Raw genomic sequence first — 21,594 nt, 5'->3', positions numbered from 1 at the left:
GAAGCGAGGCAGTCTCCAGTGAAACTCACCGTGGTCGGCGGAGGGTCGACCTACACCCCCGAACTCATCGACGGATTCGCGCGTCTCAGGCAGACCCTGCCCGTCGAGGAGCTCGTGCTCGTCGACCCGGCCGCCGACCGCCTCGAACTCGTGGGCGGCCTGGCCCGCCGGATCTTCGCCAAGCAGGGCCACGGCGGCCGGATCACCACCACCGCCGACCTGGACGCCGCCGTCGAGGGCGCGGACGCGGTGCTGCTGCAGCTGCGGGTCGGCGGACAGGCGGCCCGTGAGCAGGACGAGACCTGGCCGCTGGAGTGCGGCTGCGTCGGTCAGGAGACCACCGGCGCGGGCGGTCTGGCCAAGGCGCTGCGGACGGTTCCGGTGGTGCTCGACATCGCCGAACGCGTCCGCCGGGCCAACCCGCGCGCGTGGATCATCGACTTCACCAACCCGGTCGGCATCGTCACCCGCGCCCTGCTCGAGGCCGGGCACAAGACGGTCGGGCTGTGCAACGTGGCCATCGGATTCCAGCGGAAGTTCGCCGGCCTGCTCGGCGTGGCACCCGCCGACGTCCACCTCGACCACGTCGGGCTCAACCACCTCACCTGGGAGACCGGTGTCCGCCTCGGCGGCCCGGAGGGCGAGAACCTCCTGCCCAAACTGCTGGCCGACCACGGCGACACCGTCGCCGACGACCTGCGGCTGCCCCGCCCGCTCCTGGACCGCCTCGGCGTGGTCCCGTCGTACTACCTGCGCTACTACTACGCCCATGACGCGGTGGTGCGGGAACTGCGCACCAAGCCCTCCCGGGCGGCGGAAGTGGCCGCCATGGAGAAGGAGTTGCTGGCCATGTACGGCGACCCGGCCCTGGACGAGAAGCCGGAGCTGCTCGCCAGGCGCGGCGGCGCCTACTACTCGGAGGCCGCGGTGGACCTGGCGGCGGCCCTGCTGGGGAGCTCGGGCAGCCCGTACCAGGTGGTGAACACCCTCAACCGGGGCACGCTGCCCTTCCTGCCCGACGACGCGGTGATCGAGGTACAGGCGGCGGTCGGACCGACGGGTCCCGTGCCGCTGCCCGTGCCGGAGGTGGACCCGCTGTTCGCGGGGCTGGTGGCGAACGTGACGGCGTACGAGGAGCTGGCGCTGGAGGCGGCGCTGCGCGGCGGCCGGGACCGGGTGTTCCGGGCCCTGCTGGCCCATCCCCTGATCGGCCAGTACGAGTACGCCGAAGCCCTCACCGACCAGTTGGTCGCGCACAACCGGGAGCACCTCGCGTGGGCCTGACCGCAAGTGTCCTCGCCATCGACGCGGGCAACAGCAAGACCGACGTCGCGGTCCTGGCGGCGGACGGCCGCGTCCTGGCCACGGCCCGCGGCGGCGGGTTCCGCCCGCCCACGGTGGGCGTGGCCGCGGCGGTGGACGCACTGGGGCGGGCGGTGGCCCGGGCCTACACCGCCGCCGGGGTGGAGTCCGTCTCCCATGTCTCGGCGTGCCTGGCCAACGCCGATCTGCCCGTGGAGGAGGAGCAGTTGGCGGCCGCACTGCACGCGCGCGCGTGGGGCACGACGGTGGAGGTCCGCAACGACACCTTCGCGATCCTGCGCGCGGGCGTGGCCGAACCCCGGGGCGTGGCGGTGGTCTGCGGGGCGGGCATCAACTGCGTCGGCATGCGCCCCGACGGCCGCACCGCCCGCTTCCCCGCCCTCGGCCGCATCTCCGGTGACTGGGGCGGCGGCTGGGGCCTGGCGGAGGAGGCCATGTGGTTCGCCGCCCGGGCGGAGGACGGCCGGGGCGAGCCCACCGAACTGACGCGCACGCTCCCGGCGCACTTCGGGCTCGACTCCGTGTACGCCCTCATCGAGGCGCTGCACCTGGGACGGGTCGAGCAGGTCCGGCGGCACGAGCTGACGCCGGTGCTGTTCGCGACGGCGGCCGGCGGGGACGCCGTGGCCGGCGCGGTCGTGGACCGGCTGGCCGAGGAGGTGGTGACCATGGCGACGGTGGCGCTGTCCCGCCTGGACCTGCTGGACGAGGAGACCCCCGTCCTGCTCGGGGGCGGCGTCCTCGCGGCCGGGCACGCCCGGCTCGACGACCGGATCCGGGAGCTGCTGGCCGCACGGGCGCCGAAGGCGGTGGCCCGGGTGGTGACGGCGAGCCCGGTGCTGGGGGCGGCGCTGCTGGGACTGGACCGGCTGGGGGCCGGGCCCGAGGCGGTGGAACGGGCGCGGGAGCACTGGGAGATCTGAACCGCGGGCCGGCACCGCCTCCGAGCACCGCCCCCAGGGAACCGAACGGATTCACGGCGCGTATTCATGAGCACGGGGAGGTGACAATGCTGCCCCCCGCTGCCCAATGTCAGCGCAGGCGGTGATACTGGTCGGCAAGCAAATGACCATGGGGGAGGTCAAGGTGACACACCCGCCGACGAGCAGCGCGGCGCCACCGGCGCCGGGACGGCCACCGGTACCGGCCCCGGCGCCCGTCCAGGCGCCCGTCCAGGCCCCGGCACCCGTCGCGGCGCCGCCCCGCCGCACCGCGTTCGCCGAGGGTGTCGACCGGCTGCGCGCCGCCGCGACCACCGAACCGGGCCGGCTGCGCTTCATCGGCGCCGTCCTGGCCCTGCTGGTCGTCGTGTTCGGCGCGGTCGCCGCCTGGCAGGAGAGCGAACGGGCGGCCGCCGCCGACGACGTGCTGCACAGCAGCCAGCCGCTCAGCTCCGGCGCCGCCGACATCTACCGCTCCCTGGCCGACGCCAACACGGCCGCTTCCAGCGGGTTCCTGGCGGGCGGCCAGGAGAACGCCGACTCCCGCGACCGGTACGAGAAGGACATCCGCACCGCCGCCGCGGGACTCGTCACGGCCGCCGCCGCCTCCGACCCGGGCTCCCCGTCGGAAGCGACGGTCACCAAGCTGAACAAGCTGCTCCCGGAGTACAAGGGCCTGATCGAGCGCGCCCGCACCTACAACCGGCAGGGCTATCCGGTGGGCGGCGCGTATCTGCGCTACGCCAACGAGAAGATGCAGAAGGAGATGCTCCCGGCGGCCGAGGATCTCTACAAGAAGGAGAACCAGCGGCTGAGCTCGGACTACGGGGACGCCACGCCCTACCCGTGGGCGGCGATCGCCCTCGGCGTCCTCGCCCTGGCCGCGCTGGCCTGGGCCCAGCACCGCGAGTACCGGCGCACCAACCGCGTCCTGAACCACGGCCTGGTCGCCGCGACCGCCACCGCCGCGGTGGTCCTGCTCTGGCTGGTCGTCGGCCACGCCGTCGCCCGTGCGGGCCTCGACAGCTCCTACGATCACGGCGTCCGCTCGCTGAACGTGCTGCACGACGCCCGCATCGCCTCGCTGAAGGCGCGCGGCAACGAGAACCTCAGCCTGGTCGCGCGCGGCGCCGAGACCATCAAGGTCGGCGACGAGACCTACGACGCCTACTACTACGACTTCGACAGGGACATGAAGGACCTCGGCAAGGGCCTGTCCGAGGCGGCCGGCCTCGCCGACGACCAGGCGGGCAGCAAGCCGGTCCAGGCGGCCGAGGGCAACATGGCGGCGTGGCGGAAGCGCCACACGTCGGCCCGTTCCGAGGACGAGCACGGCAACTACGAGAAGGCGCTCGACCTGGTGATCGGCGCCAAGGGCGCCACCGGTGAGTGCTTCGACGCCGTCGACACGAACCTGAAGGACGCGCTCGCCCACGAGCAGAAGGAGTTCCAGCGCTCGGCGGGCGACGGCCGCGACGCGATGACCGGCCTCCCGGCCGGCGCCGCGGTCCTCGCCGTCCTCGGCGCCGCGGGCGCCCTGCTCGGCATCGGCCGCAGGCTTTCGGAGTACCGGTGACAGGGGACGCGAACATGAACGCACGACGAGTGCGGGCCGCCCTGCGCGGATGGGGCGGCGTCGGGGCGTTGGCGGTCCTGTGCGCGCTGGCGCTGGCCGCCGTGCTGCTGTTGCCGCTGAGCCGGCCGTTCGGGGGCGGGCAGGGCGTCGGACAGGGCGTCGGCGGGCAGGGCGTCGCCACCGCCCGGCAGGCGCGGGCGAAGGCCTGCGACGCCCCGGAGAAGCAGACGCTGTCCCCGTCGGGCGCGGACGGCCGGACGATCGACGCCATCAAGGCCCGCAAGGGCGACGACCGCAAGATCATCGTGGGCGTCGACCAGAACAGCTACCGCTGGGGCTACCGCAACCCCAACACCAGGGGCGCGGAGCTGGAGGGCTTCGACATCGACCTCGTCCACCGGATCGCCCAGGACATCCTCGGCAAGCCGGACGCGGTCCAGTTCAAGGCCATCCCCACCAGCCAGCGCACCGAAGCCGTCCGGACCGGCCGGGTCGACATGGTCGTCCGCACCATGACCATCACCTGTGACCGGCTGGCCGACGTCGCCTTCTCCGCACCGTACTTCAAGACCGGTCAGCAGGTCCTCGCACCCAAGTCGTCGCCCATCACCGGGTACGACGTCACCCTGGCGCACCGCCGGGTGTGCGCGGCCGCCGGTTCGACCGCCTACACGCAACTGGCCGCCGACAAGAAGGCCGGCAAGCTGGTCGCCGTCCCCAACCAGCTCGACTGCCTGGTACGACTGCAGCTCGGCGAGGTCGACGCCGTCGTCACCGACGCCGCGCTCGCCGCCAGCCAGGCCGCCCAGGACCCGACGGTCGAACTGAAGGGCGCCCCTTTCACCACCGACTACTACGGCGTGGCCATGAAGAAGGACGCGACCGATCTGATACGCCGGGTCAACCAGATCCTGGTGCAGTACCGCGCGAGCGGCTGGCAGGCGTCGTACGACAAGTGGCTGTCGGCCACACTGGGGACGGACTCCGGCCCCTCGAAGCCACCCGCCCCGGACTATCTGCGGAAGAACTGAACGGGGCGTCGCGCAGGCGATCTTCGGGCATGAACTCCAGCAGACTTCGGGCGACAAGAGCGAGAGGTGATCGATGGGCGCCACGGACCCCACCGGGCCGGTGATGGACCGGGACGAGGTGGACCGTGCGCTGGCGCGGCTCGGCGCGGAACACGAGGCGATCGAGACCTCGCTGTTCGCCCTGCAGGACCACGCGGGCCGCAGACTCCTCGAAGGCGCCGAGCTCACCGGCGTGACGAAGGAGCGCTGGGCGGCCACGGAGGCGTCGATCACGCTGCTGTGGTCGTACTTCGACGCCTACACGGCCACGCTGCGCACCGCCCGGGAGATCCGCGCCCGGCGCCGCTGGTCCAGCCGCGAGGACCTGGTGGAGCTGACCGAGTTGCTGCGCGGCGAGTCCGTCACGGTCCCGGGCGGCACGGTGGCGACCGCGAACGCGCCGACGCTGCTGTCCGGCACGAACCGGCTCAGCGAGCGGTTCTCCCTGGCCGCGCTGGTGGACCGGATGAACGAGCTGTACGCGCGCTCGCTGGACATGGTCGTCGCCGCCGACGCGGTGTGGTCGGCGCTGCCCGCCCGGATCGATTTACTGGCCGCGGAGCTCCAGCGCACCCGCAAGCTGGCGCACTCGGTGGGCGTGCGCCCCGGTGAGCATCCGGCGGGCGACGACCTGGAGGGCATCACGCGCACCCTGACCGGGCTGCGGGAGCAGGTGGTCTCGGACCCGCTCGCCTTCTGGGTGCCGGCCGAGGGCAGTTCGGCGCCGGGCGGCGGCCGGCCGGACACCACGGTGTACGACCGTGAGGCACGCGCCCTGGAGGACGTGCGCCGGGAGATCGACGCCGTGCTGACGGTCCGCCAGGACGCCGAGCAGCGGCTGGTGAAGCTGCGGGACGTGCTCTCCCGCGCGGACCGCACCCTCGCCGAGGCCCGCACCGCGCGCATCGAGGTGCTGGCGAAGATCGCCGCGACGGAGGTCCCGGTGGTCAGCGGACCGCCGACCGCGCTGCAGGAGCAGCTCGCGGCGGCCGCCGAGTACCGCAGACAGGCCCAGTGGCACCGGCTCTCCCCGCTCCTGGAGTCCCTGGAGGAGAAGGCGGAGGACGAACTGCTGCGCGCCCGCGAGTCGTTGACCGCGGTCACCGCCCCGCTGGCGGTCCGTGCCGAACTGCGCGGCCGCCTCGACGCGTACAAGGCGAAGGTCGCCCGGCACGGGCTCGCCGAGGACCCGTTCCTCGTCGAGCGCTACGACGCGGCGCGCCGCATGCTGTGGAGCGCGCCCTGCGACCTGCGGGTCGCCGAACAGGCCGTGCTGCGCTACCAGCGGGCGGCGGCGGAACTGATCGGCGCGCCGCGGGTGCCGGAGCAGGGCGGGCCCGAGGACCGTAGGGGGGAACAGGTATGAGTCAGGCGGAGCAGACGTGCCAGCGGCCGGGCTGCGAGGGCGGTTACGAGGACGTGGGCGGCGGCGAGCTGTACTGCGACACCTGCGGTCTCGCCCCGGTCGTCAGCGCGAGCGGCATGGTGGGCTCGCCGGCCACCGGGATCACCGGCGGCGGCAAGGACTCCCCCGGCAGCTCCAGCGCGCCCTCCAGCAGCCGCACGTCGTCGCACTCCGCGCACTCGTCGAGGTCCCGCCGTTCGGTGTCCGGGCGGCTGTCCCGCTCGGTGTCGGGCACGTCGACGGGCCGCTCGGTGTCGGTGCGCAGCTCCGGTTCCTCCGCCGGGTCGTCGGCGCGCGCCAGGCTGGGCGCCGGGCTGGTCACCGTCCCGGGAGTGCCCCGGCCCGACCCGCGCGCGATGGTGCTGGACAACCCCGAGGTGCCCGAGCGCAAGCGGTTCTGCTCGCGTTCGGACTGCGGGGCGCCGGTCGGCCGGGCGCGCGGTGAACACCCCGGGCGCACCGAGGGCTTCTGCACCAAGTGCGGTCATCCGTACTCCTTCGTGCCGAAGCTGAAGGCCGGGGACATCGTGCACGGCCAGTACGAGGTCGTGGGCTGCCTGGCGCACGGCGGGCTGGGCTGGATCTACCTGGCGGTGGACCGCGCGGTCTCCGACCGGTGGGTGGTGCTCAAGGGCCTGCTGGACACCGGTGACCAGGACGCGATGGCCGCCGCGATCTCCGAGCGGCGCTTCCTCGCGGAGATCGAGCACGCCAACATCGTGCGGATCTACAACTTCGTGGAGCACCTGGACCAGCGCACCGGCTCCCTCGACGGCTACATCGTCATGGAGTACGTCGGCGGCAAGTCCCTGAAGGAGATCGCCAACGCCCGCCGCACCCCGGAGGGCAGGCGGGACCCGCTGCCGGTGGAGCAGGCGTGCGCGTACGGCATCGAGGCGCTGGAGGCGCTCGGTCATCTGCACAGCCGCAACCTGCTGTACTGCGACTTCAAGGTCGACAACGCCATCCAGACCGAGGACCAGCTCAAGCTGATCGACATGGGCGCGGTGCGCCGCATGGACGACGACGAGTCGGCGATCTACGGCACCGTGGGCTACCAGGCTCCGGAGGTCGCCGAGGTCGGCCCGTCGGTGGCGTCCGACCTGTACACGGTGGGCCGGACCCTCGCCGTCCTCACCTTCGACTTCCAGGGCTACACGAACGTCTTCGTGGACTCCCTGCCCGACCCGGACAACATCGAGGTCTTCCGCCGCTACGAGTCGTTCTACCGGCTGCTGGTCCGCGCCACCGACCCCGACCCGGCCCGCCGGTTCGCCTCGGCGCAGGAGATGGCCGAGCAGCTCACGGGCGTGCTGCGGGAGGTGGTGTCCCTGCAGACGGGGCGGCCCCGGCCCGCGCTGTCCACGCTGTTCGGGCCCGAGGTGAAGGTCACGGACACGGAGCTGTTCCCCGGCCTGGACGGGGACGTGTCACGGCTGGGGGCGAGAGCGGCCCGCGCGAAGAACGGCCCCGCGTCCCTGTCCGCCTCCCCGGGCGGCGGGTCCGGCCTGGTCAAGCCCCTCGACACCCGGGCCGCCGCCCTGGCCCTGCCCGTGCCGCACGTCGACCCGGCCGACCCCAACGCCGGCTTCCTGGCGGGGCTGATGGCCTCGGCGCCGGGTGAGCTGATCTCTGCGCTCGCCGCGGCGCCGCAGCAGACGGTGGAGACCCGGCTGATGCAGGTCCGCGCCCGGCTGGAGCACGGCGAGGCCGAGACCGCCGTGCTGTCCCTGGCGAAGCTGGAGGGGGAACGGCCCGACGACTGGCGGGTGGTGTGGTACCGGGGCGTGTCCGCGCTGGTAACCGGCGACTTCGAGGGCGCCGCGCTCTCCTTCGACGCGATCTACGACGCCTTCCCCGGGGAGAGCGCGCCCAAGCTGGCGCTGGGCATGTGCGCGGAGGTGCTCGGCCAGCTCGACAACGCCGCCGAGTACTACCGCCTGGTGTGGTCCACCGACCCGAGCCATGTCAGCGCCGCGTTCGGTCTGGCCCGCGTGACGCTCGCGGCCGGGGACCGGCGGGGTGCGGTACGGACGCTGGAGTCGGTGCCGGAGTCCTCCATCCACTACACGGCCGCGCGCGTGGCCGCCGTACGGGCGCGGCTCAGGCAGCGCACGGCGACCGCCGCGGACGTACCCTTCCTGGACGACCTGACCGCCGCCGCGGCCCAGGTGGAGGCCCTGCAGGCGTACGGTCTGGATCCCGCGCGGCGTGAGCGGTTGTCGGCGGAAGTCCTCGGCAGCGCGCTCGACTGGATACTCTCCGGGGGTCAGGGCGCCCAGCCCGCCACGGGTGGCCGGGTGCTGCTCGGCAGCGGTCTGGACGAGCGGGGCCTCCGCTTCGGCCTGGAACGCGCCTACCGCACGCTGGCCCGGCTGGCGCCCGGCGGCGAGGAGAGGATCGACCTGGTGGAACGGGCCAACCGTTACCGCCCCCGGACGTGGGTGTAGTTGATGTCGCAGATGCCCCAGCAGGCCGCACTGTCGCAGTGCCCGAACTGCGCGGAGCCGCTCGAGTCGGACGACCGTTTCTGCGGTGTGTGCGGGTACGACCTGTCGGTGGTGCCCGCGCCGCCGCAGGACCACCCGACGCTCACCATGAACGGCTTGGGCGCCTCCGGCCGGGAACCCGGCGAGGGGGCCACCTGGCCCGGTGTGCCGGCCCCGGACGCCTCCGGCACGCCGGCGGAGCTGCACCTGCCGCAGGACCTCCCGGGCACCGACTCCGGCGGCTCCCCGCTGCAACCGGGCCCGCCCCCGGCGGCGCCCGCGCCGCCCCCGGCCGCTCCCGCTCCCCCGGCCGCCGGTGTCCGCTTCGACCGGCCCGCGCAGCCCGACGACTACCCGCTGCAGGCCCCCGACCCCCGGGCGGCCGCCGATGCCGCGAGCGCGGCCGAGGAGGCCAAGGTGTGTGTGGCGTGCCGGGCGGGCCGGGTGGACGACGACGGCTACTGCGAGAACTGCGGGCACGCCCAGCCCCGCGAACGCGACCACATGGAGCAGGAGTCCGGCCCGGTCGCCGCCGTCAGCGACCGCGGTCTGCGCCACCACCGCAACGAGGACGCCTTCGCGGTCGGCCACACCGCGCTGTCCGACGGCTCACCCGTGGCCCTGGCGATCGTCTGCGACGGAGTCTCCTCGGCGACCCGCCCCGACGACGCCTCGCTGGCCGCGTCCCGGGCGGCGGGCGAGTCGCTGCTGGCCGCCCTGCCGCACGGCACCCACCCGCAACAGGCGATGCACGACGCGATCGTGGCCGCCTCCCACGCGGTCAACGCCCTCGTGGACGAGCCCGCCGAGGCCCGCGAGCACGCCGTCCACCAGAACGCCCCCGCCTGCACGATCGTCGGCGCGGTGGTCACCTCCGGCCTGCTGGTCGTCGGCTGGGTCGGCGACAGCCGCGTCTACTGGGTGCCGCTGGACCGCGCGGCGCCCCCGGCCCGGCTCACCGAGGACGACTCCTGGGCCGCGCAGATGGTGGCCGCGGGCCTGATGAGCGAGGCGGAGGCCTACGCCGACGAGCGCGCCCACGCGATCACCGGCTGGCTCGGCGCGGACGCCTACGAGCTGGAGCCGCACACCGCCTCCTTCAAGCCGGACCGGCCGGGTGTGGTGGTCGTGTGCACGGACGGCCTGTGGAACTACGCGGAGACCGCCGGGGAGATGGCCGAGGCGATCCCCGTCGACGCCGCCGCACGCCCGCTGCACGCCGCCCGGGTCCTGGTCGGCCACGCCCTGGACGGCGGGGGCCACGACAACGTAACAGTGGCCGTCCTGCCGTTCCCGGCCCCGCCGCAGGGGGCAGGATCGGCCTGAGGGGCCGCACACGGGGAGGCTCCGGCGGACCGGAGGGGACCGGTCCGCGTACTGTCATCGCCCACGGGAGCCGTGGGTTCGGAGGGGGATCAGAGCAGTCATGGCCAATTTCTCGAAGTCGAACGTGCCGCAGTTCTCGGTGGACGTGTACCAGAACGAGTACCTGCCGGAGGGCGGCCGCGAGGTCAACGCGATCGTCACGGTGAGCGCGACCGGCGGTGGGACCATCGGGAGCGCGGTGGCGGCACCCCACCTGTACGCCCCCGGGCAGGGCCCGTCCGCCGCCGTGGCGCTCATGGTGGACTGTTCGGGCTCGATGGACTACCCGCCGGTCAAGATGCGCAACGCCCGTGACGCCACGGCCGCCGCGATCGACACCCTGCGCGACGGTGTGCACTTCGCGGTGATCGGCGGCACCCACGTGGCCAAGGAGGTCTACCCGGGCGGCGGCCGGGTCGCCGTGGCCGACGCCACCACCCGGGAGCAGGCCAAGCAGGCGCTGCGCCGGCTCAGCGCGGGCGGCGGCACCGCGATCGGCACCTGGCTGCGGCTCGCCGACCGTCTGCTGTCCTCGGCGGACGTCGCCATCCGGCACGGCATCCTGCTCACCGACGGCCGCAACGAACACGAGTCGCCGGAGGACCTGCGGGCCGCCCTCGACGAGTGCGCCGGACGCTTCACCTGTGACGCGCGGGGCGTGGGCACCGACTGGGAAGTGAAAGAAGTCACAGCGATCGCCTCGGCGCTGCTCGGCACCGCCGACATAGTCGCCGACCCGACCGGGCTCGCCGCCGACTTCACGCGGATGATGGAGACGGCGATGGGCAAGGAGGTCGCGGACGTCGCCCTCAGACTGTGGACGCCGGTCGGCACCACCATCAGATTCGTCAAGCAAGTCGCGCCGCGGGTGGAGGAGTTGACCGACCGCCGCACCGAGGCGGGGCCGCGGGCCGGGGACTATCCCACCGGCTCCTGGGGGGACGAGTCGCGTGACTACCACGTGTGCGTCGAGGTCCCCGCGGCCGGCATCGGCCAGGAGATGCTGGCCGCCCGGGTGTCGCTGGTCGTCCCGCAGCCGGACGGAAGCGTGCGGAACCTGGGCGCCCAGGGCCTCGTACGGGCGGTCTGGACCGACGACATGACCGCCTCGACCTCGATCAATCCGCAGGTCGCGCACTACACCGGTCAGGCCGAACTGGCACAAGCCATCCAGAAGGGCCTGGACCTTCGCAAAGCGGGCGATTTCGACGGGGCAACGGCCAAACTGGGGCGGGCCGTTCAGCTCGCCAGTGCCTCCGGAAACGCGGATACTGCGAAACTGCTTGCGAAGGTGGTGGACGTGGTCGACGCCGCGACAGGTACTGTGCGACTGAAGACGAAGGTCGCGGAGGCCGACGAGATGACTCTCGAGACCCGGTCCACGAAGACTGTTCGTGTAAAGAAGTGACATAGGACTCTCCGGGGGACACCCCGGAACGACTCAGCAGGACCCTGCGAGAGAGGGGGAAGCGCCGACATGCCGACCTGCCCGAACGGACACCAGTCGGGTTCCGACGACTGGTGCGAGGTCTGCGGTCACCGCATGGCCGGTGCCGTACCTCCGCCCCCTCCGCCGCCCCCGGGCGGCGGGTACGGGTTCCCGCCGCCTCCCGGCCAGGGAGGCCAGCACGGCGGGCGCAACCTGTCCTCGGGGCCGAACCAGGAGCCGGAGCTCTGCCCGCAGTGCCGCACGCCCCGCGAGGGCGGTGCGCCGTTCTGCGAGGAGTGCCGCTGGAACTTCCTGACCAACACGGCCACCTCCTACACCCCGGCCGCCCCGCGCCCGCCCGCGCCCGGCCAGGCCGCCCCCCGCTTCCAGCCGCCCGGCCCGTCGTACGGCGGCGGTGACCCGTACGAGTACGAGGGCTCGCGCCCGTCCCAGCTGAACCGCCCCGCCGAGCCGATCCCGCCGAGCCCCTTCGGCAGCGAGCCGTCCGGCCCGACGCACTTCGGCGGCGAACGCGGCCGGCGCGGTCCCGGCCAGGGCGGCGGTGCTCAGGGGCCCGGTTCCCAGGGTTCCGGTCCGCAGGGTCCGGGTCCGCAGGGCTTCGGTCCTCAGGGCTTCGGAGGCGAACGCGGGCCGGGTGGGCCCGGTCGTCACGGCCAGGGCGGGCCTGGTGGTCCCGGTGGTCCCGGCTCCTCCGGTTTCGGTGGCGGTCAGGGCCAGGGTGGTCCCGGCGGCCCCGGTGGTCCCGGCGGCCCCGGTGGTCCCGGCTCCTCCGGCTTCGGCGGCGGTCCCGGCCAGGGTGGTCCCGGCGGCCCCGGCGGTCCCGGCCCCTCCGGCTTCGGCGGCGGTCAGGGCCAGGGCGGCCCTCCGCCGTTCGGCCGTGAGCAGTCCGGGCCGGCCGGTCGCTCCGGCCCGCCCAACCCTCCCGGTGCTCCCGGTGCGCCCGGATCCGGTGGCTTCGGCGGCGATCCGTCGCGGCCGGTTCCGCCGCCTCCCGGTCCCGGTGCCACGGCCGGTGGTCCGCCGTCCGCCTACCAGCAGGCCGGTCCGCCGGCCCCGCCGGCCTTCCCGCAGGAGACCCGCCGCCCGCCGGCGGGCGGTCCGTCCTTCGGCGGCGGCGAGGACGACTGGGTGATCTCCCCGCCGTCGGCCACGAACCCGTCCGGCCCCGGCGGCGGCTACGGCTACCCGCAGCCCGGCGCCACCCAGGCCCCGCCCGGCCCGGGCGGTGGCTACGGCTACCCGCAGGCGCCGCAGGCCCCGCAGGGACCGGCCACCTGGACGGCGACCATCGGCCCGGACCGCGAGTACTTCATGGCGATGATGCAGCGATCCGGCCCCGAGGCCACGGGCCTGAACCTGCCCGCGTACTCGCCCGAGCAGCAGCGCACGCTCACCGGCAACCAGGTCACCATCGGCCGCCGCCGCCACTCCACCGGCGACACCCCCGACATCGACCTGTCGGTGCCGCCGGAGGACCCGGGTGTCTCGCACCAGCACGCGGTGCTGGTCCAGCAGCCGGACGGCAGCTGGGCGGTCGTCGACCAGAACTCGACCAACGGCACGACGGTCAACGGCTCGGAGGACCCGATCCAGCCCTTCGTGCCGGTGCCGCTGCAGGACGGCGACCGGGTGCACGTGGGCGCGTGGACGACGATCACCGTCCGGCGCGGGTAACCGCGTAACGCGTCGTCACGGGAGGGGCCAGGTGTACGGCCCCTCCGGGTCGTCCAGCCACGCCCACTCGCGGTCGCCGTCCACCGTGACGCCGTACCGCTCGCGCGGCGGCCTGCCCTCGCGCTGCCACAGCGCGTACGCCTCCCGGGGGTCGAGGACGTCCCGGGTCAGCGTGAGCAGGAAGCGGAACAGGTCCTGGCGTCGGGCCCCGTCGGGCAGCCCCTCGAAGGACGTCGGCCCCGGCTCGGGCCGGTCCCCGCCGCGCAGCGGCACGAAGTAGGCGGGCGTCGCCAGGAAGCGCCCCTCGGCGTGCCCGGGGTCCGCCACGGTCAGCGCGGCCAGGCCGGTGGCGAGCGGGGTCAGGACGCGTCCGCCGGGACGGCACTGGGCGAGCCAGGCGCGCGGTACGGACGGCAGGGCGCAGGTCGCGATGATCCGGTCGAAGGGGGCGCGTTCGGGGACCCCGCGCGACCCGTCACCGGTGATCACGGCCGGGTGGTACCCGGCGGCGGCCAGGTGCCGCCGGGCCGACTCGGTGATCTCCGGTTCCAGGTCGACGGTGGTGACCAGGTCGTCGTCGCCGAGCCGGTGGGCGAGCAGGGCCGCGTTGTAACCGGTGCCCGCGCCGATCTCCAGCACCCGGTCGCCGTCGGCCACCCGCAGTGCGACGAGCATCCTGGCCATCAGCGAGGGCTGGCTGCTGGAGGAGAGCAGTTCCCCGTCGCGCAGTCTGGTGGCCAGCGGGGCGTCGGCGTAGGCCCCGTCCAGCCAGCGCTCCCGCGCCTCGGGGTCCGGGTTCTCGCCCCATCGGCGTTCGTAGCCGCCGATGACGCCGACGTAGTAGTACGGCACGAACAGGTGCCGCGGCACCGCCGCGAACACCTCCCGCCACACCGGGTCGGCTTTCCAGACCCCGCTCGCGTCGATCTCCCGTACCAGCGCCTCACGCGCGGACACGGCGAGTTCGGCGAGGTCCTTGTCGCCGAGAGCGTGGGAGCCCGTGCGGCCGGTGTCGGAATCCATGCGTCCACTGTGCGGCGCGGGGCGGGCCGGGGCGAGTGGTCCTAGGACCTCGGTCCTCGGTCGGCGCGTCTGAGACCATGGGGGGCGTGAAAGAGATTCGGCGCGGCACGCTTCAGGAGAAGACCTTCTACGAGCAGGTCGGCGGGGAGGAGACGTTTCGCCGACTGGTCCACCGTTTCTACGAGGGGGTCGCACAGGACCCGCTCCTGAGGCCGATGTACCCGGAGGAGGACCTCGGCCCGGCCGAGGAACGGCTGACGCTGTTCCTCATCCAGTACTGGGGCGGCCCGACGACGTACAGCGACAACCGGGGCCACCCCCGGCTGCGCATGCGCCACGCCCCGTTCACCGTCGACCGGGCGGCGCACGACGCCTGGCTGAGGCACATGCGGGCGGCCGTCGACGACCTGGGGCTGTCCGAGGAGCACGAGGAGCAGCTGTGGAACTACCTGACGTACGCCGCCGCCTCGATGATCAACACCGCCGGGTGAGCCGGGTCAGCGCACGCTGACGCCCAGGGTCGCGAGCCCCGCCGTGCGCACGGCGACGGATCCGTACGGCGTGCGCAGCCTGAGCCACGTGCCCGACGAGTACAGTCCCAGGCCGCCCTCGCCGCCGGGCCGCAGGAACCCCAGCGACTGGGCCGCGTGCACGGCCCGCACCGGAAGGCCGGTGTCCGCGACCGTCCGGGACCAGATCTCCCGCCCGATCCGGTCGAGTTCGGCCCGGGTACGCGCCTCGGGCGCCAGCTCCTGCGTACGGGAGCGGAATTCGGCGACGGCGGCGGCGACCATGGTCCGCAGGGTGTCGGGGGCCGGCAGTCCCGGCTGCGCCCGCCACCCGCCGCGCGGCGGAAGGAGCCCCGCCCACGGCGGCCCGGTCACCGCGCCCGGCACGACGGCCGTGGCCGCCGTCTCGTCGATCGACTCCAGCAACTCACCCGCGGACACGGTCACGTCCAAGGTGACGTCCAGCCCGTTCTCGTACGGCTTCTCGAGCCGCACCGCGCGGATCGCCAGCACCTCGAAGGACGGCGGCCGCCCGAACACGGCGAGCGCGGTACCCGCGGCCTGGAGGCGCACGGCGGCCCCGCGGTCGTAGTGGAGCAGCCGGGCGAGGAAGGCGACGAGGTCGGCCGCCTCCCCCTCGTCGGCGAGAGGGAGCACCGTCATGCGGCGACGGCCTCCGCCTCGTCGTCCGTGTAGCCCTGGAGGAACTCCCGCTCCTCCTCGGTGATCCGGCGCGGTCGCTGTGCCTCGAAGTCGAACGGCACGACCACCGTCGAGGCCCGTACGTAGACCAGGTCGTCGTCCTTCACCTCATAGCTGATGGTGAAGGACGCGGCCCTGATCGCGGAGACCCACAGCTCGATGTCGACCGGGTGGTGCCGGTGGACGAGCTGCCGCTTGTAGTCGATCTCGTGGCGCGCCACCACCGACCCCTGCTTGAACTCCTTCTCCGGACGGTGCAAGAAGTTGATACGGGCCTCCTCCAGGTAACGGATGAAGACCGCGTTGTTGACGTGGCCGTACGCGTCCATGTCCGACCAGCGCAGCGGGCAGCGGTAGATGTGGCGCAAGATCGATCAGCCCCGGGTCAGCTTCTTGTAGGTGGCGCGGTGCGGACGCGCGGCGTCCGGGCCGAGCCGCTCGACCTTGTTCTTCTCGTACGACTCGAAGTTGCCCTCGAACCAGAACCACTTGGACTCGCCCTCGTAGGCGAGGATGTGCGTGGCGACGCGGTCGAGGAACCACCGGTCGTGGGAGACGACCACGGCGCAGCCCGGGAACTCCAGCAGCGCGTTCTCCAGGCTGCTGAGGGTCTCGACGTCGAGGTCGTTGGTCGGCTCGTCGAGGAGCAGCAGGTTGCCGCCCTGCTTGAGGGTGAGCGCGAGGTTCAGCCGGTTGCGCTCACCGCCGGACAGGACACCGGCCGGCTTCTGCTGGTCCGGTCCCTTGAACCCGAAGGCGGAGACGTACGCGCGCGACGGCATCTCGACCTGACCGACGTTGATGTAGTCGAGCTCGTCGGAGACGACGGCCCACAGCGTCTTCTTCGGGTCGATGTTCTCGCGGCTCTGGTCGACGTACGAGATCTTGACGGTCTCGCCGACCTTGATGCTGCCGGAGTCGGGCTTCTCCAGCCCCTGGATCATCTTGAACAGGGTGGTCTTGCCGGCGCCGTTCGGGCCGATGACCCCGACGATCCCGTTGCGCGGGAGCGTGAAGGAGAGGTTCTCGATGAGGACCTTGTCCCCGAAGGCCTTGTTGAGCTTGTCGACCTCGACGACCACGTTGCCGAGCCGCGGCCCCGGCGGGATCTGGATCTCCTCGAAGTCCAGCTTCCGCATCTTGTCGGCCTCGGCGGCCATCTCCTCGTACCGCGCGAGACGCGCCTTGGACTTGGCCTGCCGCCCCTTGGCGTTGGACCGCACCCACTCCAGCTCGTCCTTGAGCCGCTTCTGCCGCTTGGCGTCCTTCTGGCCCTCGACCTTGAGGCGGGTCGCCTTGGTCTCCAGGTACTTGGAGTAGTTGCCCTCGTAGCCGTGCAGGCGGCCGCGGTCGACCTCGCAGATCCAGCCGGCCACGTTGTCGAGGAAGTACCGGTCGTGGGTGACGGCCACGACGGTGCCCGCGTACTTGGCGAGGTGCTGCTCCAGCCAGTTCACGGACTCGGCGTCGAGGTGGTTGGTGGGCTCGTCGAGGAGCAGCAGGTCGGGCGCCTCCAGGAGCAGCTTGCACAGCGCGACACGGCGCCGCTCACCACCGGAGAGGGTGGTGACGGGCCAGTCCCCGGGCGGGCAGCCGAGGGCGTCCATGGCCTGCTCGAGCTGGGCGTCGAGGTCCCAGGCCTCCGCGTGGTCCAGCTCCTCCTGGAGCTTGCCCATCTCCTCGAGCAGCGCGTCGGAGTAGTCGGTGGCCATGAGCTCGGCGATCTCGTTGAACCGGTCGAGCTTGCCCTTGATCTCGGCGACACCCTCCTGGACGTTCTCCAGGACGGTCTTCTCCTCGTTCAGCGGGGGCTCCTGGAGCAGGATGCCGACGGTGTACCCGGGCGAGAGGAAGGCGTCACCGTTCGACGGCTGCTCCAGCCCCGCCATGATCTTCAGCACGGTCGACTTACCGGCGCCGTTCGGGCCGACGACGCCGATCTTCGCCCCCGGCAGGAAGTTCAGGGTGACGTCATCGAGGATCACCTTGTCGCCGTGCGCTTTGCGCGCCTTGCGCATGGTGTAAATGAACTCAGCCAAGAGAAACCGTCCGGCAGCTTGAAATCTGGCAGTGGGCAGATACAGCCCATCTTGCCCGACCGCCACCCCTGGGCGGAAACCCGTATCATCACGGGGCTCTGACCTGGGGCTTTGCCGCTGACGGCCGAGGCTCGACTGTCGCTGCCGGTCGCCGTCGGTCGGCCTCGGACACCCTCGCACGGCCCACAGACGGCCCAGGATCCAGTCGCCTCGCCGTCCGATCATTCAAGCGGCCGAGGGACGCAGGGGCGGCCGTGGGCGTGGCAGAGGGGCGGCCCGGTCAGCCCCAGAGCGCCTTGACATCGGCGGCGTTGGCACGGCCTTGACGGCGACCGGCCTCAGCCGCGGCCTGGGCGCGGTTGGGGTCGTAGGGATTGGGGCCGATGGCGTCGCGGCTGGCGTCGTCGGGGATGACGAGGAAGGCGCGGGCGGTGTCGTTGAGGCGGGCGACGTCGTCCTGGGCGCTGGGAATGCCCGCGTGGCCCTCGGACATGGGGGCGAGGACGATGATGCGGTCGTGTCCGGCTGCCAGGGTGGCGTTGGCGGCGGAGACCATCCCGGCGTCGATCCATTCACGGCCGTTGAACCGGACGCTGGGCCAGATGCCGGGGACGGCGCCGCTCGCGGCGGTGGCGGTCTCGATGGAGACCCCCGCGTGCGGGCCGAGCAGTTCCAGGCGGCCGGTGTCGGCGTCGGTGACCGCGACGCGCATATTGGCCGGCCACTGCGTGGTGCGCAGCCGGGCCCGGACGACGGCGCGACGGGTCTCGGGGTCGACGCTCGCGCCGTACTTGCGGGCCACCCGGCCGAATCCGGCGCCCACCGCTTCGGGATCGCCCGCGCCGGCGCGGAACGCCTCGATCCAGCCCTCGTAGACGCCGGGGTCGGTGCGTATGACCGGTTCGTGCTCGCCGGCGTGGGCCTGGTCGGTGAAGAGCGCCTCCCAGTCGGTTCCCGAGGTGTAGTTCATGCCCACGATCGAGCCGGCCGACGTACCAATCACCGTGTCCGCGTCACGCAGGTCGACACCCTTGTCGAGCAGTCCGGCCAGTACGCCGATCTCCCATCCGATGCCGGTGATGCCACCGCCGCCGAGGACGAGTGCACGGGTCGAGGTGGTGAAAGCCATGGCGGCGACCTTTCCGAGAATTATCATTTCCGATAATGCACGTTACCGTAATGGCATGGAGAACGCGCACCGCGGTCGCCCCCGCCGCTCGGACATCGACCGTCTGGCCCTCGAACACGCCTTGGCCCTCCTGGAGGAACGCGGATACGACGGGCTGCGGATGAAGGATGTCGCCGAATCCGCCGGGATCGGCCTCGGCGGGCTCTACCGGCGCTGGGCGGGCAAGGAAGAGCTGGTCATGGCGGCCCTGCGCGCGGACATACCCCAGCACGCGGCACGGGACACAGGAGACCCGCTGGTGGACCTGACCGCCTCGGTGGAGCGCATCATCGCGGCCGTGCCGCGAGGGCTGGGCCGGCTGGTCGCCGCCTGCCTGAGTCAGCCGGACTCCGAGCTGGCGCGCGTGGCGCGGCAGGCCAAGCTCACGCCCATGGCCGACGGGCTGGCCACCCGGCTGGAGAACGTGTGCGGGTCCGGGCCGGACGTGCGGCGGCGCGCCGAGAGCGGCCTGTCCTACCTTCTATGGAAGAGCGCCCTCGACGAGCAGCCCGCCCACACGGACTCTCTGCGCAACGAGGTCCTCGCGATCATGGGTGTGCCCGTATAGCGGCGTTATCCGGCTGCACCGCGCCGATTCGCGGCTTCCCTGTCAAGGTGGAGGAATACAACTCCATGCGTTCGCATCAGGCGCTGGACATGCAGTCTCCGAGTGACCGGTCACGCTGGTTGCTGAGCAGCAGCGGGACGTGCTGGGCCTGAGGGCGCCCGGGGTGCCGGCGCTGATGCCGCAGCAGCGGATGGCTCCTGCGGAGCAGGCGCCGGCCGAAGCATCGCCTGCTCATGTCAGCCGCCTGAGGTGGTCCCGGCAGTGGTGCCGGTGAACGAGGGTGGCCCGATGGAGTTCGCGCATGTGGTGCCTGCGAGTGGGAATCTTCAGGTCGTGGGCAAGCAGTTCTGGCTTGGACCGGCCCGCAGCCGGACCGAGCGCACCTGGCGGCGCCGCAGGGCGGTGCTGCGCCGCCGCGCTGCCCTGCGGCAGCTGCCCGCGGCCCGCCTCCGACCGCCGGGGGCGGGGTAGCAACAACGGCTCCCCGTGCGCTCTGACACCCGTCCACCCTGGCCCTGACGGCAGTGCCGTTGCCTGCCATATCTGGAAACGCCTCACAAGGCCCTGTGCGGCAGGGCAAGATGAACTTGCTCCCATCGACGGGGGATGGGGCACCGCGCATGCTTGCCGTGGACTCGCCATCCTGGTGCGTGCGGTCACCGGTGCCTCATGAATGACGGTCAGTCCTGTATGACCGTAAAACGCGTGGGTGTCGGGCCGGGGCCCGAAGCTCCGTGAACAGGAAGGAACCCTGCGCATGGCGAGCGCAACTGAACCGTGAGGGCGGGGCCGCTGCTTGGCCTGGTATCGGGCGGTCTCTTGGTACCCGTCACAGTGGCCTATCCATGGATCGGCGTGATCGCTGTCCTCAGCCCACTCGCTCTTCTGTGCTGCGTCGTTTTGCCTGGCGTGTGGTCTGCCAGCCCGTCTCGCCGCCGCGATGCTCGTGACATGACCGAGTTACTGCTCGGCTCAGCCAGGCGGACACGGCAGTGAACGGCCGGCACTGGTGTCGCGCACCTCCACCGCGAACCCATGACGTCCGGCGCGTTGTCGTGATCCCCTGCGCTCGGAAGCCTCCTCAGCGGACCTCTGCACCCGTGCGACATCACGTGTGCAGAGGCCCTGCCCGTACCGGCCAAGCCCGTCCCGGAAGGCCACCCACTCCGAGGCGGTGAGGCGCAGGGGGGCGCGGCCGGGGTCTTTGGAGTCCCGAACCGCTCTCGCGCCGCCGGGGAGTTCGGCAACCTCTTCGCAGTTGTTCTCCGCACCGCTGCTCGACGCCTTGCGCCATATCGCTCGGGTGAGATCACTTGCGTACAGGTCGACCTCGAAGTCGCTCACTTCCGACTCGGGCTGGTCGACCTGCTCGCGCCGGGGTGGCAGGTACGACGCTCGGCGATCGGGAAGCAGGTGCGCTGCCGGGTGCCTGCCGAGGAGCCGTGAGGAACTCGGCCGACGTGCGGCGACGGGGCCCGGAAGCACACCGTCCCTCCGGGACGGCAACGACACCGGACAGGCGCCGTCGAGGATTCGGGTTCCGCGGCGTAAGGGGTGTCCGCCATGCCCGGGACCTGCCGACCCTCAGCGCCCCCTATGCCCCATGTTCGCCTCATCGTGGCGTTTAGGTGGTTTTCCTGCTTGCCGTCCGTTCGGCATGGCGACGATGGCCACCGAGGGCTCCGCCATCCCGGAGTCCACGGGACGAGAGGACATGCGTATGCGAGGCAAACAGGCGATCGGTGCGGGCGTTCTGGCGCTGGCCCTGGTGTCCGGAGCCGGCTGGGCCGCTCAGGCCACCGCAGGGCAGAACGTCACCGGCCGGGCGGCGGCAGCCGAGGCACCGGCGCGAGCCGTGGACGGCTACCAGATCGTCAAGCTCCCCAACGCCAACGTGCCCAACTTCCAACGGCGCACCGTCTACTGCCCGGCGGGCAAGAAGGTCATCGGCGGCGGCGGCGAAGCGCAAGGAAACGGCGCGGTCCTGGTCGGCAGCTTCCCCACCGACGACGGCAGCGGATGGATCGCGCTCGGCCGGCAGGACGGCTACCCCAGCGTCGGCATCAGCGTGTACGCGATCTGCGCCAACGCCTGATCAGTGGCCCTGACGCAGGGGTGGCTCCTGCCGGCAGAAGCCACCCCTGCTGTCGCCTCTTCCCTGGCCGGGCAGCCGCCCTGAACACCGTCGGTCACCGTTGGCCGGCCTCGTCGGCCTCGGACGGGCGCCGGGACGGCCCGGGGGCGGCCTGGGGAGCCGCCGGGCCAGAAGCGATTGGGGGTTGCGCATGACCC

Annotated in this window: 19 protein-coding genes; 12 read left to right on the top strand and 7 right to left on the bottom strand. The window is 72.6% G+C overall.

The features are described from left to right. Positions 1 to 18 precede the first annotated feature (18 nt). The 9 genes from ACFY0F_RS00860 to ACFY0F_RS00820 all read left to right on the top strand — a co-directional run bounded on the left by ACFY0F_RS00860 (position 19) and on the right by ACFY0F_RS00820 (position 13,293). Entirely contained in the window at positions 19 to 1,284 is a 1,266-nt protein-coding gene (locus ACFY0F_RS00860; RefSeq protein WP_388786886.1) for a 6-phospho-beta-glucosidase, read from the top strand. Further along, positions 1,275 to 2,246 carry an N-acetylglucosamine kinase gene (locus tag ACFY0F_RS00855; RefSeq protein WP_388786883.1) on the top strand — a complete coding sequence of 324 codons (972 nt, stop codon included), beginning with the start codon at positions 1,275 to 1,277 and terminating at the stop codon, positions 2,244 to 2,246. The genes ACFY0F_RS00860 and ACFY0F_RS00855 overlap by 10 nt, the downstream gene beginning before the upstream one ends. Positions 2,247 to 2,394: 148 nt before the next feature. Next, positions 2,395 to 3,840 (top strand): hypothetical protein, encoded by a 1,446-nt coding sequence (locus ACFY0F_RS00850; RefSeq protein WP_388789111.1) that lies wholly within the window; start codon positions 2,395 to 2,397, stop codon positions 3,838 to 3,840. A 14-nt stretch (positions 3,841 to 3,854) separates the two neighbouring features. Continuing rightward, positions 3,855 to 4,871: a glutamate ABC transporter substrate-binding protein gene (locus tag ACFY0F_RS00845; RefSeq protein ID WP_388786881.1), complete on the top strand. Its 1,017-nt coding sequence runs from the start codon at positions 3,855 to 3,857 to the stop codon at positions 4,869 to 4,871. Between the two features lie 73 nt (positions 4,872 to 4,944). Beyond that, positions 4,945 to 6,276, top strand: a complete 1,332-nt coding sequence (locus ACFY0F_RS00840; RefSeq protein ID WP_388786878.1) for a hypothetical protein — start codon at positions 4,945 to 4,947, stop codon at positions 6,274 to 6,276. Beyond that, on the top strand, positions 6,273 to 8,765 hold the full coding sequence (locus ACFY0F_RS00835) for a tetratricopeptide repeat protein (RefSeq protein WP_388786875.1): 2,493 nt from the start codon (positions 6,273 to 6,275) through the stop codon (positions 8,763 to 8,765). Before ACFY0F_RS00840 ends, ACFY0F_RS00835 begins: the two co-directional genes overlap by 4 nt. Before the next feature lie 3 nt (positions 8,766 to 8,768). After that, positions 8,769 to 10,130: a PP2C family serine/threonine-protein phosphatase gene (locus tag ACFY0F_RS00830; RefSeq protein ID WP_388786872.1), complete on the top strand. Its 1,362-nt coding sequence runs from the start codon at positions 8,769 to 8,771 to the stop codon at positions 10,128 to 10,130. Between the two features lie 100 nt (positions 10,131 to 10,230). After that, the gene (locus tag ACFY0F_RS00825) at positions 10,231 to 11,577 is read left to right on the top strand and encodes a VWA domain-containing protein (RefSeq protein WP_388786869.1); all 1,347 of its coding nucleotides are present in this window, start codon (positions 10,231 to 10,233) and stop codon (positions 11,575 to 11,577) included. A 69-nt stretch (positions 11,578 to 11,646) separates the two neighbouring features. After that, complete coding sequence (locus tag ACFY0F_RS00820) at positions 11,647 to 13,293, top strand: FHA domain-containing protein (protein ID WP_388786867.1); 1,647 nt, start codon at positions 11,647 to 11,649, stop codon at positions 13,291 to 13,293. A 15-nt stretch (positions 13,294 to 13,308) separates the two neighbouring features. Here ACFY0F_RS00820 and ACFY0F_RS00815 read toward each other — a convergent pair whose 3' ends face one another. Further along, complete coding sequence (locus ACFY0F_RS00815) at positions 13,309 to 14,316, bottom strand: methyltransferase domain-containing protein (protein ID WP_388786865.1); 1,008 nt, start codon at positions 14,314 to 14,316, stop codon at positions 13,309 to 13,311. Between the two features lie 77 nt (positions 14,317 to 14,393). Between ACFY0F_RS00815 and ACFY0F_RS00810 the strand changes: the two genes are divergently transcribed. After that, positions 14,394 to 14,807 carry a globin gene (locus ACFY0F_RS00810; RefSeq protein WP_388786862.1) on the top strand — a complete coding sequence of 138 codons (414 nt, stop codon included), beginning with the start codon at positions 14,394 to 14,396 and terminating at the stop codon, positions 14,805 to 14,807. Positions 14,808 to 14,813: 6 nt separating this feature from the next. Here the strand turns inward: ACFY0F_RS00810 and ACFY0F_RS00805 are convergent, their stop codons facing one another. From ACFY0F_RS00805 to ACFY0F_RS00790, 4 genes are all read right to left on the bottom strand, one after another. Further along, positions 14,814 to 15,488 (bottom strand): hypothetical protein, encoded by a 675-nt coding sequence (locus ACFY0F_RS00805; protein WP_388786860.1) that lies wholly within the window; start codon positions 15,486 to 15,488, stop codon positions 14,814 to 14,816. Further along, positions 15,485 to 15,895 (bottom strand): acyl-CoA thioesterase, encoded by a 411-nt coding sequence (locus tag ACFY0F_RS00800; protein ID WP_388786857.1) that lies wholly within the window; start codon positions 15,893 to 15,895, stop codon positions 15,485 to 15,487. Before ACFY0F_RS00800 ends, ACFY0F_RS00805 begins: the two co-directional genes overlap by 4 nt. Before the next feature lie 6 nt (positions 15,896 to 15,901). Continuing rightward, complete coding sequence (ettA, locus tag ACFY0F_RS00795; protein ID WP_388786854.1) at positions 15,902 to 17,566, bottom strand: energy-dependent translational throttle protein EttA; 1,665 nt, start codon at positions 17,564 to 17,566, stop codon at positions 15,902 to 15,904. 280 nt (positions 17,567 to 17,846) lie between these two features. Next, a complete protein-coding gene (locus tag ACFY0F_RS00790; protein WP_388786851.1) occupies positions 17,847 to 18,695 on the bottom strand; it encodes a patatin-like phospholipase family protein in 849 nt (282 codons plus the stop codon). Positions 18,696 to 18,750: 55 nt separating this feature from the next. On the opposite strand from ACFY0F_RS00790, the gene ACFY0F_RS00785 reads away from it, so the two are divergent. Continuing rightward, the gene (locus ACFY0F_RS00785; protein WP_388786849.1) at positions 18,751 to 19,302 is read left to right on the top strand and encodes a helix-turn-helix domain-containing protein; all 552 of its coding nucleotides are present in this window, start codon (positions 18,751 to 18,753) and stop codon (positions 19,300 to 19,302) included. 76 nt (positions 19,303 to 19,378) lie between these two features. Here ACFY0F_RS00785 and ACFY0F_RS00780 read toward each other — a convergent pair whose 3' ends face one another. Together ACFY0F_RS00780 and ACFY0F_RS00775 are read right to left on the bottom strand one after the other, a co-directional pair. Beyond that, positions 19,379 to 19,537, bottom strand: coding sequence for a hypothetical protein (locus tag ACFY0F_RS00780; protein ID WP_388786846.1), 159 nt, complete (start codon positions 19,535 to 19,537; stop codon positions 19,379 to 19,381). A gap of 737 nt (positions 19,538 to 20,274) precedes the next feature. Beyond that, complete coding sequence (locus ACFY0F_RS00775) at positions 20,275 to 20,646, bottom strand: DUF397 domain-containing protein (RefSeq protein WP_388786844.1); 372 nt, start codon at positions 20,644 to 20,646, stop codon at positions 20,275 to 20,277. Positions 20,647 to 21,022: 376 nt separating this feature from the next. On the opposite strand from ACFY0F_RS00775, the gene ACFY0F_RS00770 reads away from it, so the two are divergent. Further along, positions 21,023 to 21,397 (top strand): hypothetical protein, encoded by a 375-nt coding sequence (locus tag ACFY0F_RS00770; RefSeq protein ID WP_388786841.1) that lies wholly within the window; start codon positions 21,023 to 21,025, stop codon positions 21,395 to 21,397. The last annotated feature ends 197 nt before the right edge of the window (positions 21,398 to 21,594 follow it).

Source organism: Streptomyces sp. NPDC001544 (assembly GCF_042894285.1).
Lineage (GTDB): Bacteria > Actinomycetota > Actinomycetes > Streptomycetales > Streptomycetaceae > Streptomyces.
The sequence above is the reverse complement of the archived record's forward strand: the minus strand, read 5'-3'. Positions and strand labels throughout refer to the sequence as shown.

Coding starts and splice junctions, on each gene's coding strand:
- ACFY0F_RS00850 (WP_388789111.1), top strand. CDS start 2,395: ATGGGGGAGGTCAAGGTGACACACCCGCCGACGAGCAGCGCGGCGCCA.
- ACFY0F_RS00845 (WP_388786881.1), top strand. CDS start 3,855: ATGAACGCACGACGAGTGCGGGCCGCCCTGCGCGGATGGGGCGGCGTC.
- ACFY0F_RS00840 (WP_388786878.1), top strand. CDS start 4,945: ATGGGCGCCACGGACCCCACCGGGCCGGTGATGGACCGGGACGAGGTG.
- ACFY0F_RS00835 (WP_388786875.1), top strand. CDS start 6,273: ATGAGTCAGGCGGAGCAGACGTGCCAGCGGCCGGGCTGCGAGGGCGGT.
- ACFY0F_RS00830 (WP_388786872.1), top strand. CDS start 8,769: ATGTCGCAGATGCCCCAGCAGGCCGCACTGTCGCAGTGCCCGAACTGC.
- ACFY0F_RS00825 (WP_388786869.1), top strand. CDS start 10,231: ATGGCCAATTTCTCGAAGTCGAACGTGCCGCAGTTCTCGGTGGACGTG.
- ACFY0F_RS00820 (WP_388786867.1), top strand. CDS start 11,647: ATGCCGACCTGCCCGAACGGACACCAGTCGGGTTCCGACGACTGGTGC.
- ACFY0F_RS00815 (WP_388786865.1), bottom strand. CDS start 14,316: ATGGATTCCGACACCGGCCGCACGGGCTCCCACGCTCTCGGCGACAAG.
- ACFY0F_RS00810 (WP_388786862.1), top strand. CDS start 14,394: ATGGGGGGCGTGAAAGAGATTCGGCGCGGCACGCTTCAGGAGAAGACC.
- ACFY0F_RS00805 (WP_388786860.1), bottom strand. CDS start 15,488: ATGACGGTGCTCCCTCTCGCCGACGAGGGGGAGGCGGCCGACCTCGTC.
- ACFY0F_RS00790 (WP_388786851.1), bottom strand. CDS start 18,695: ATGGCTTTCACCACCTCGACCCGTGCACTCGTCCTCGGCGGCGGTGGC.
- ACFY0F_RS00785 (WP_388786849.1), top strand. CDS start 18,751: ATGGAGAACGCGCACCGCGGTCGCCCCCGCCGCTCGGACATCGACCGT.
- ACFY0F_RS00780 (WP_388786846.1), bottom strand. CDS start 19,537: ATGAGCAGGCGATGCTTCGGCCGGCGCCTGCTCCGCAGGAGCCATCCG.
- ACFY0F_RS00770 (WP_388786841.1), top strand. CDS start 21,023: ATGCGAGGCAAACAGGCGATCGGTGCGGGCGTTCTGGCGCTGGCCCTG.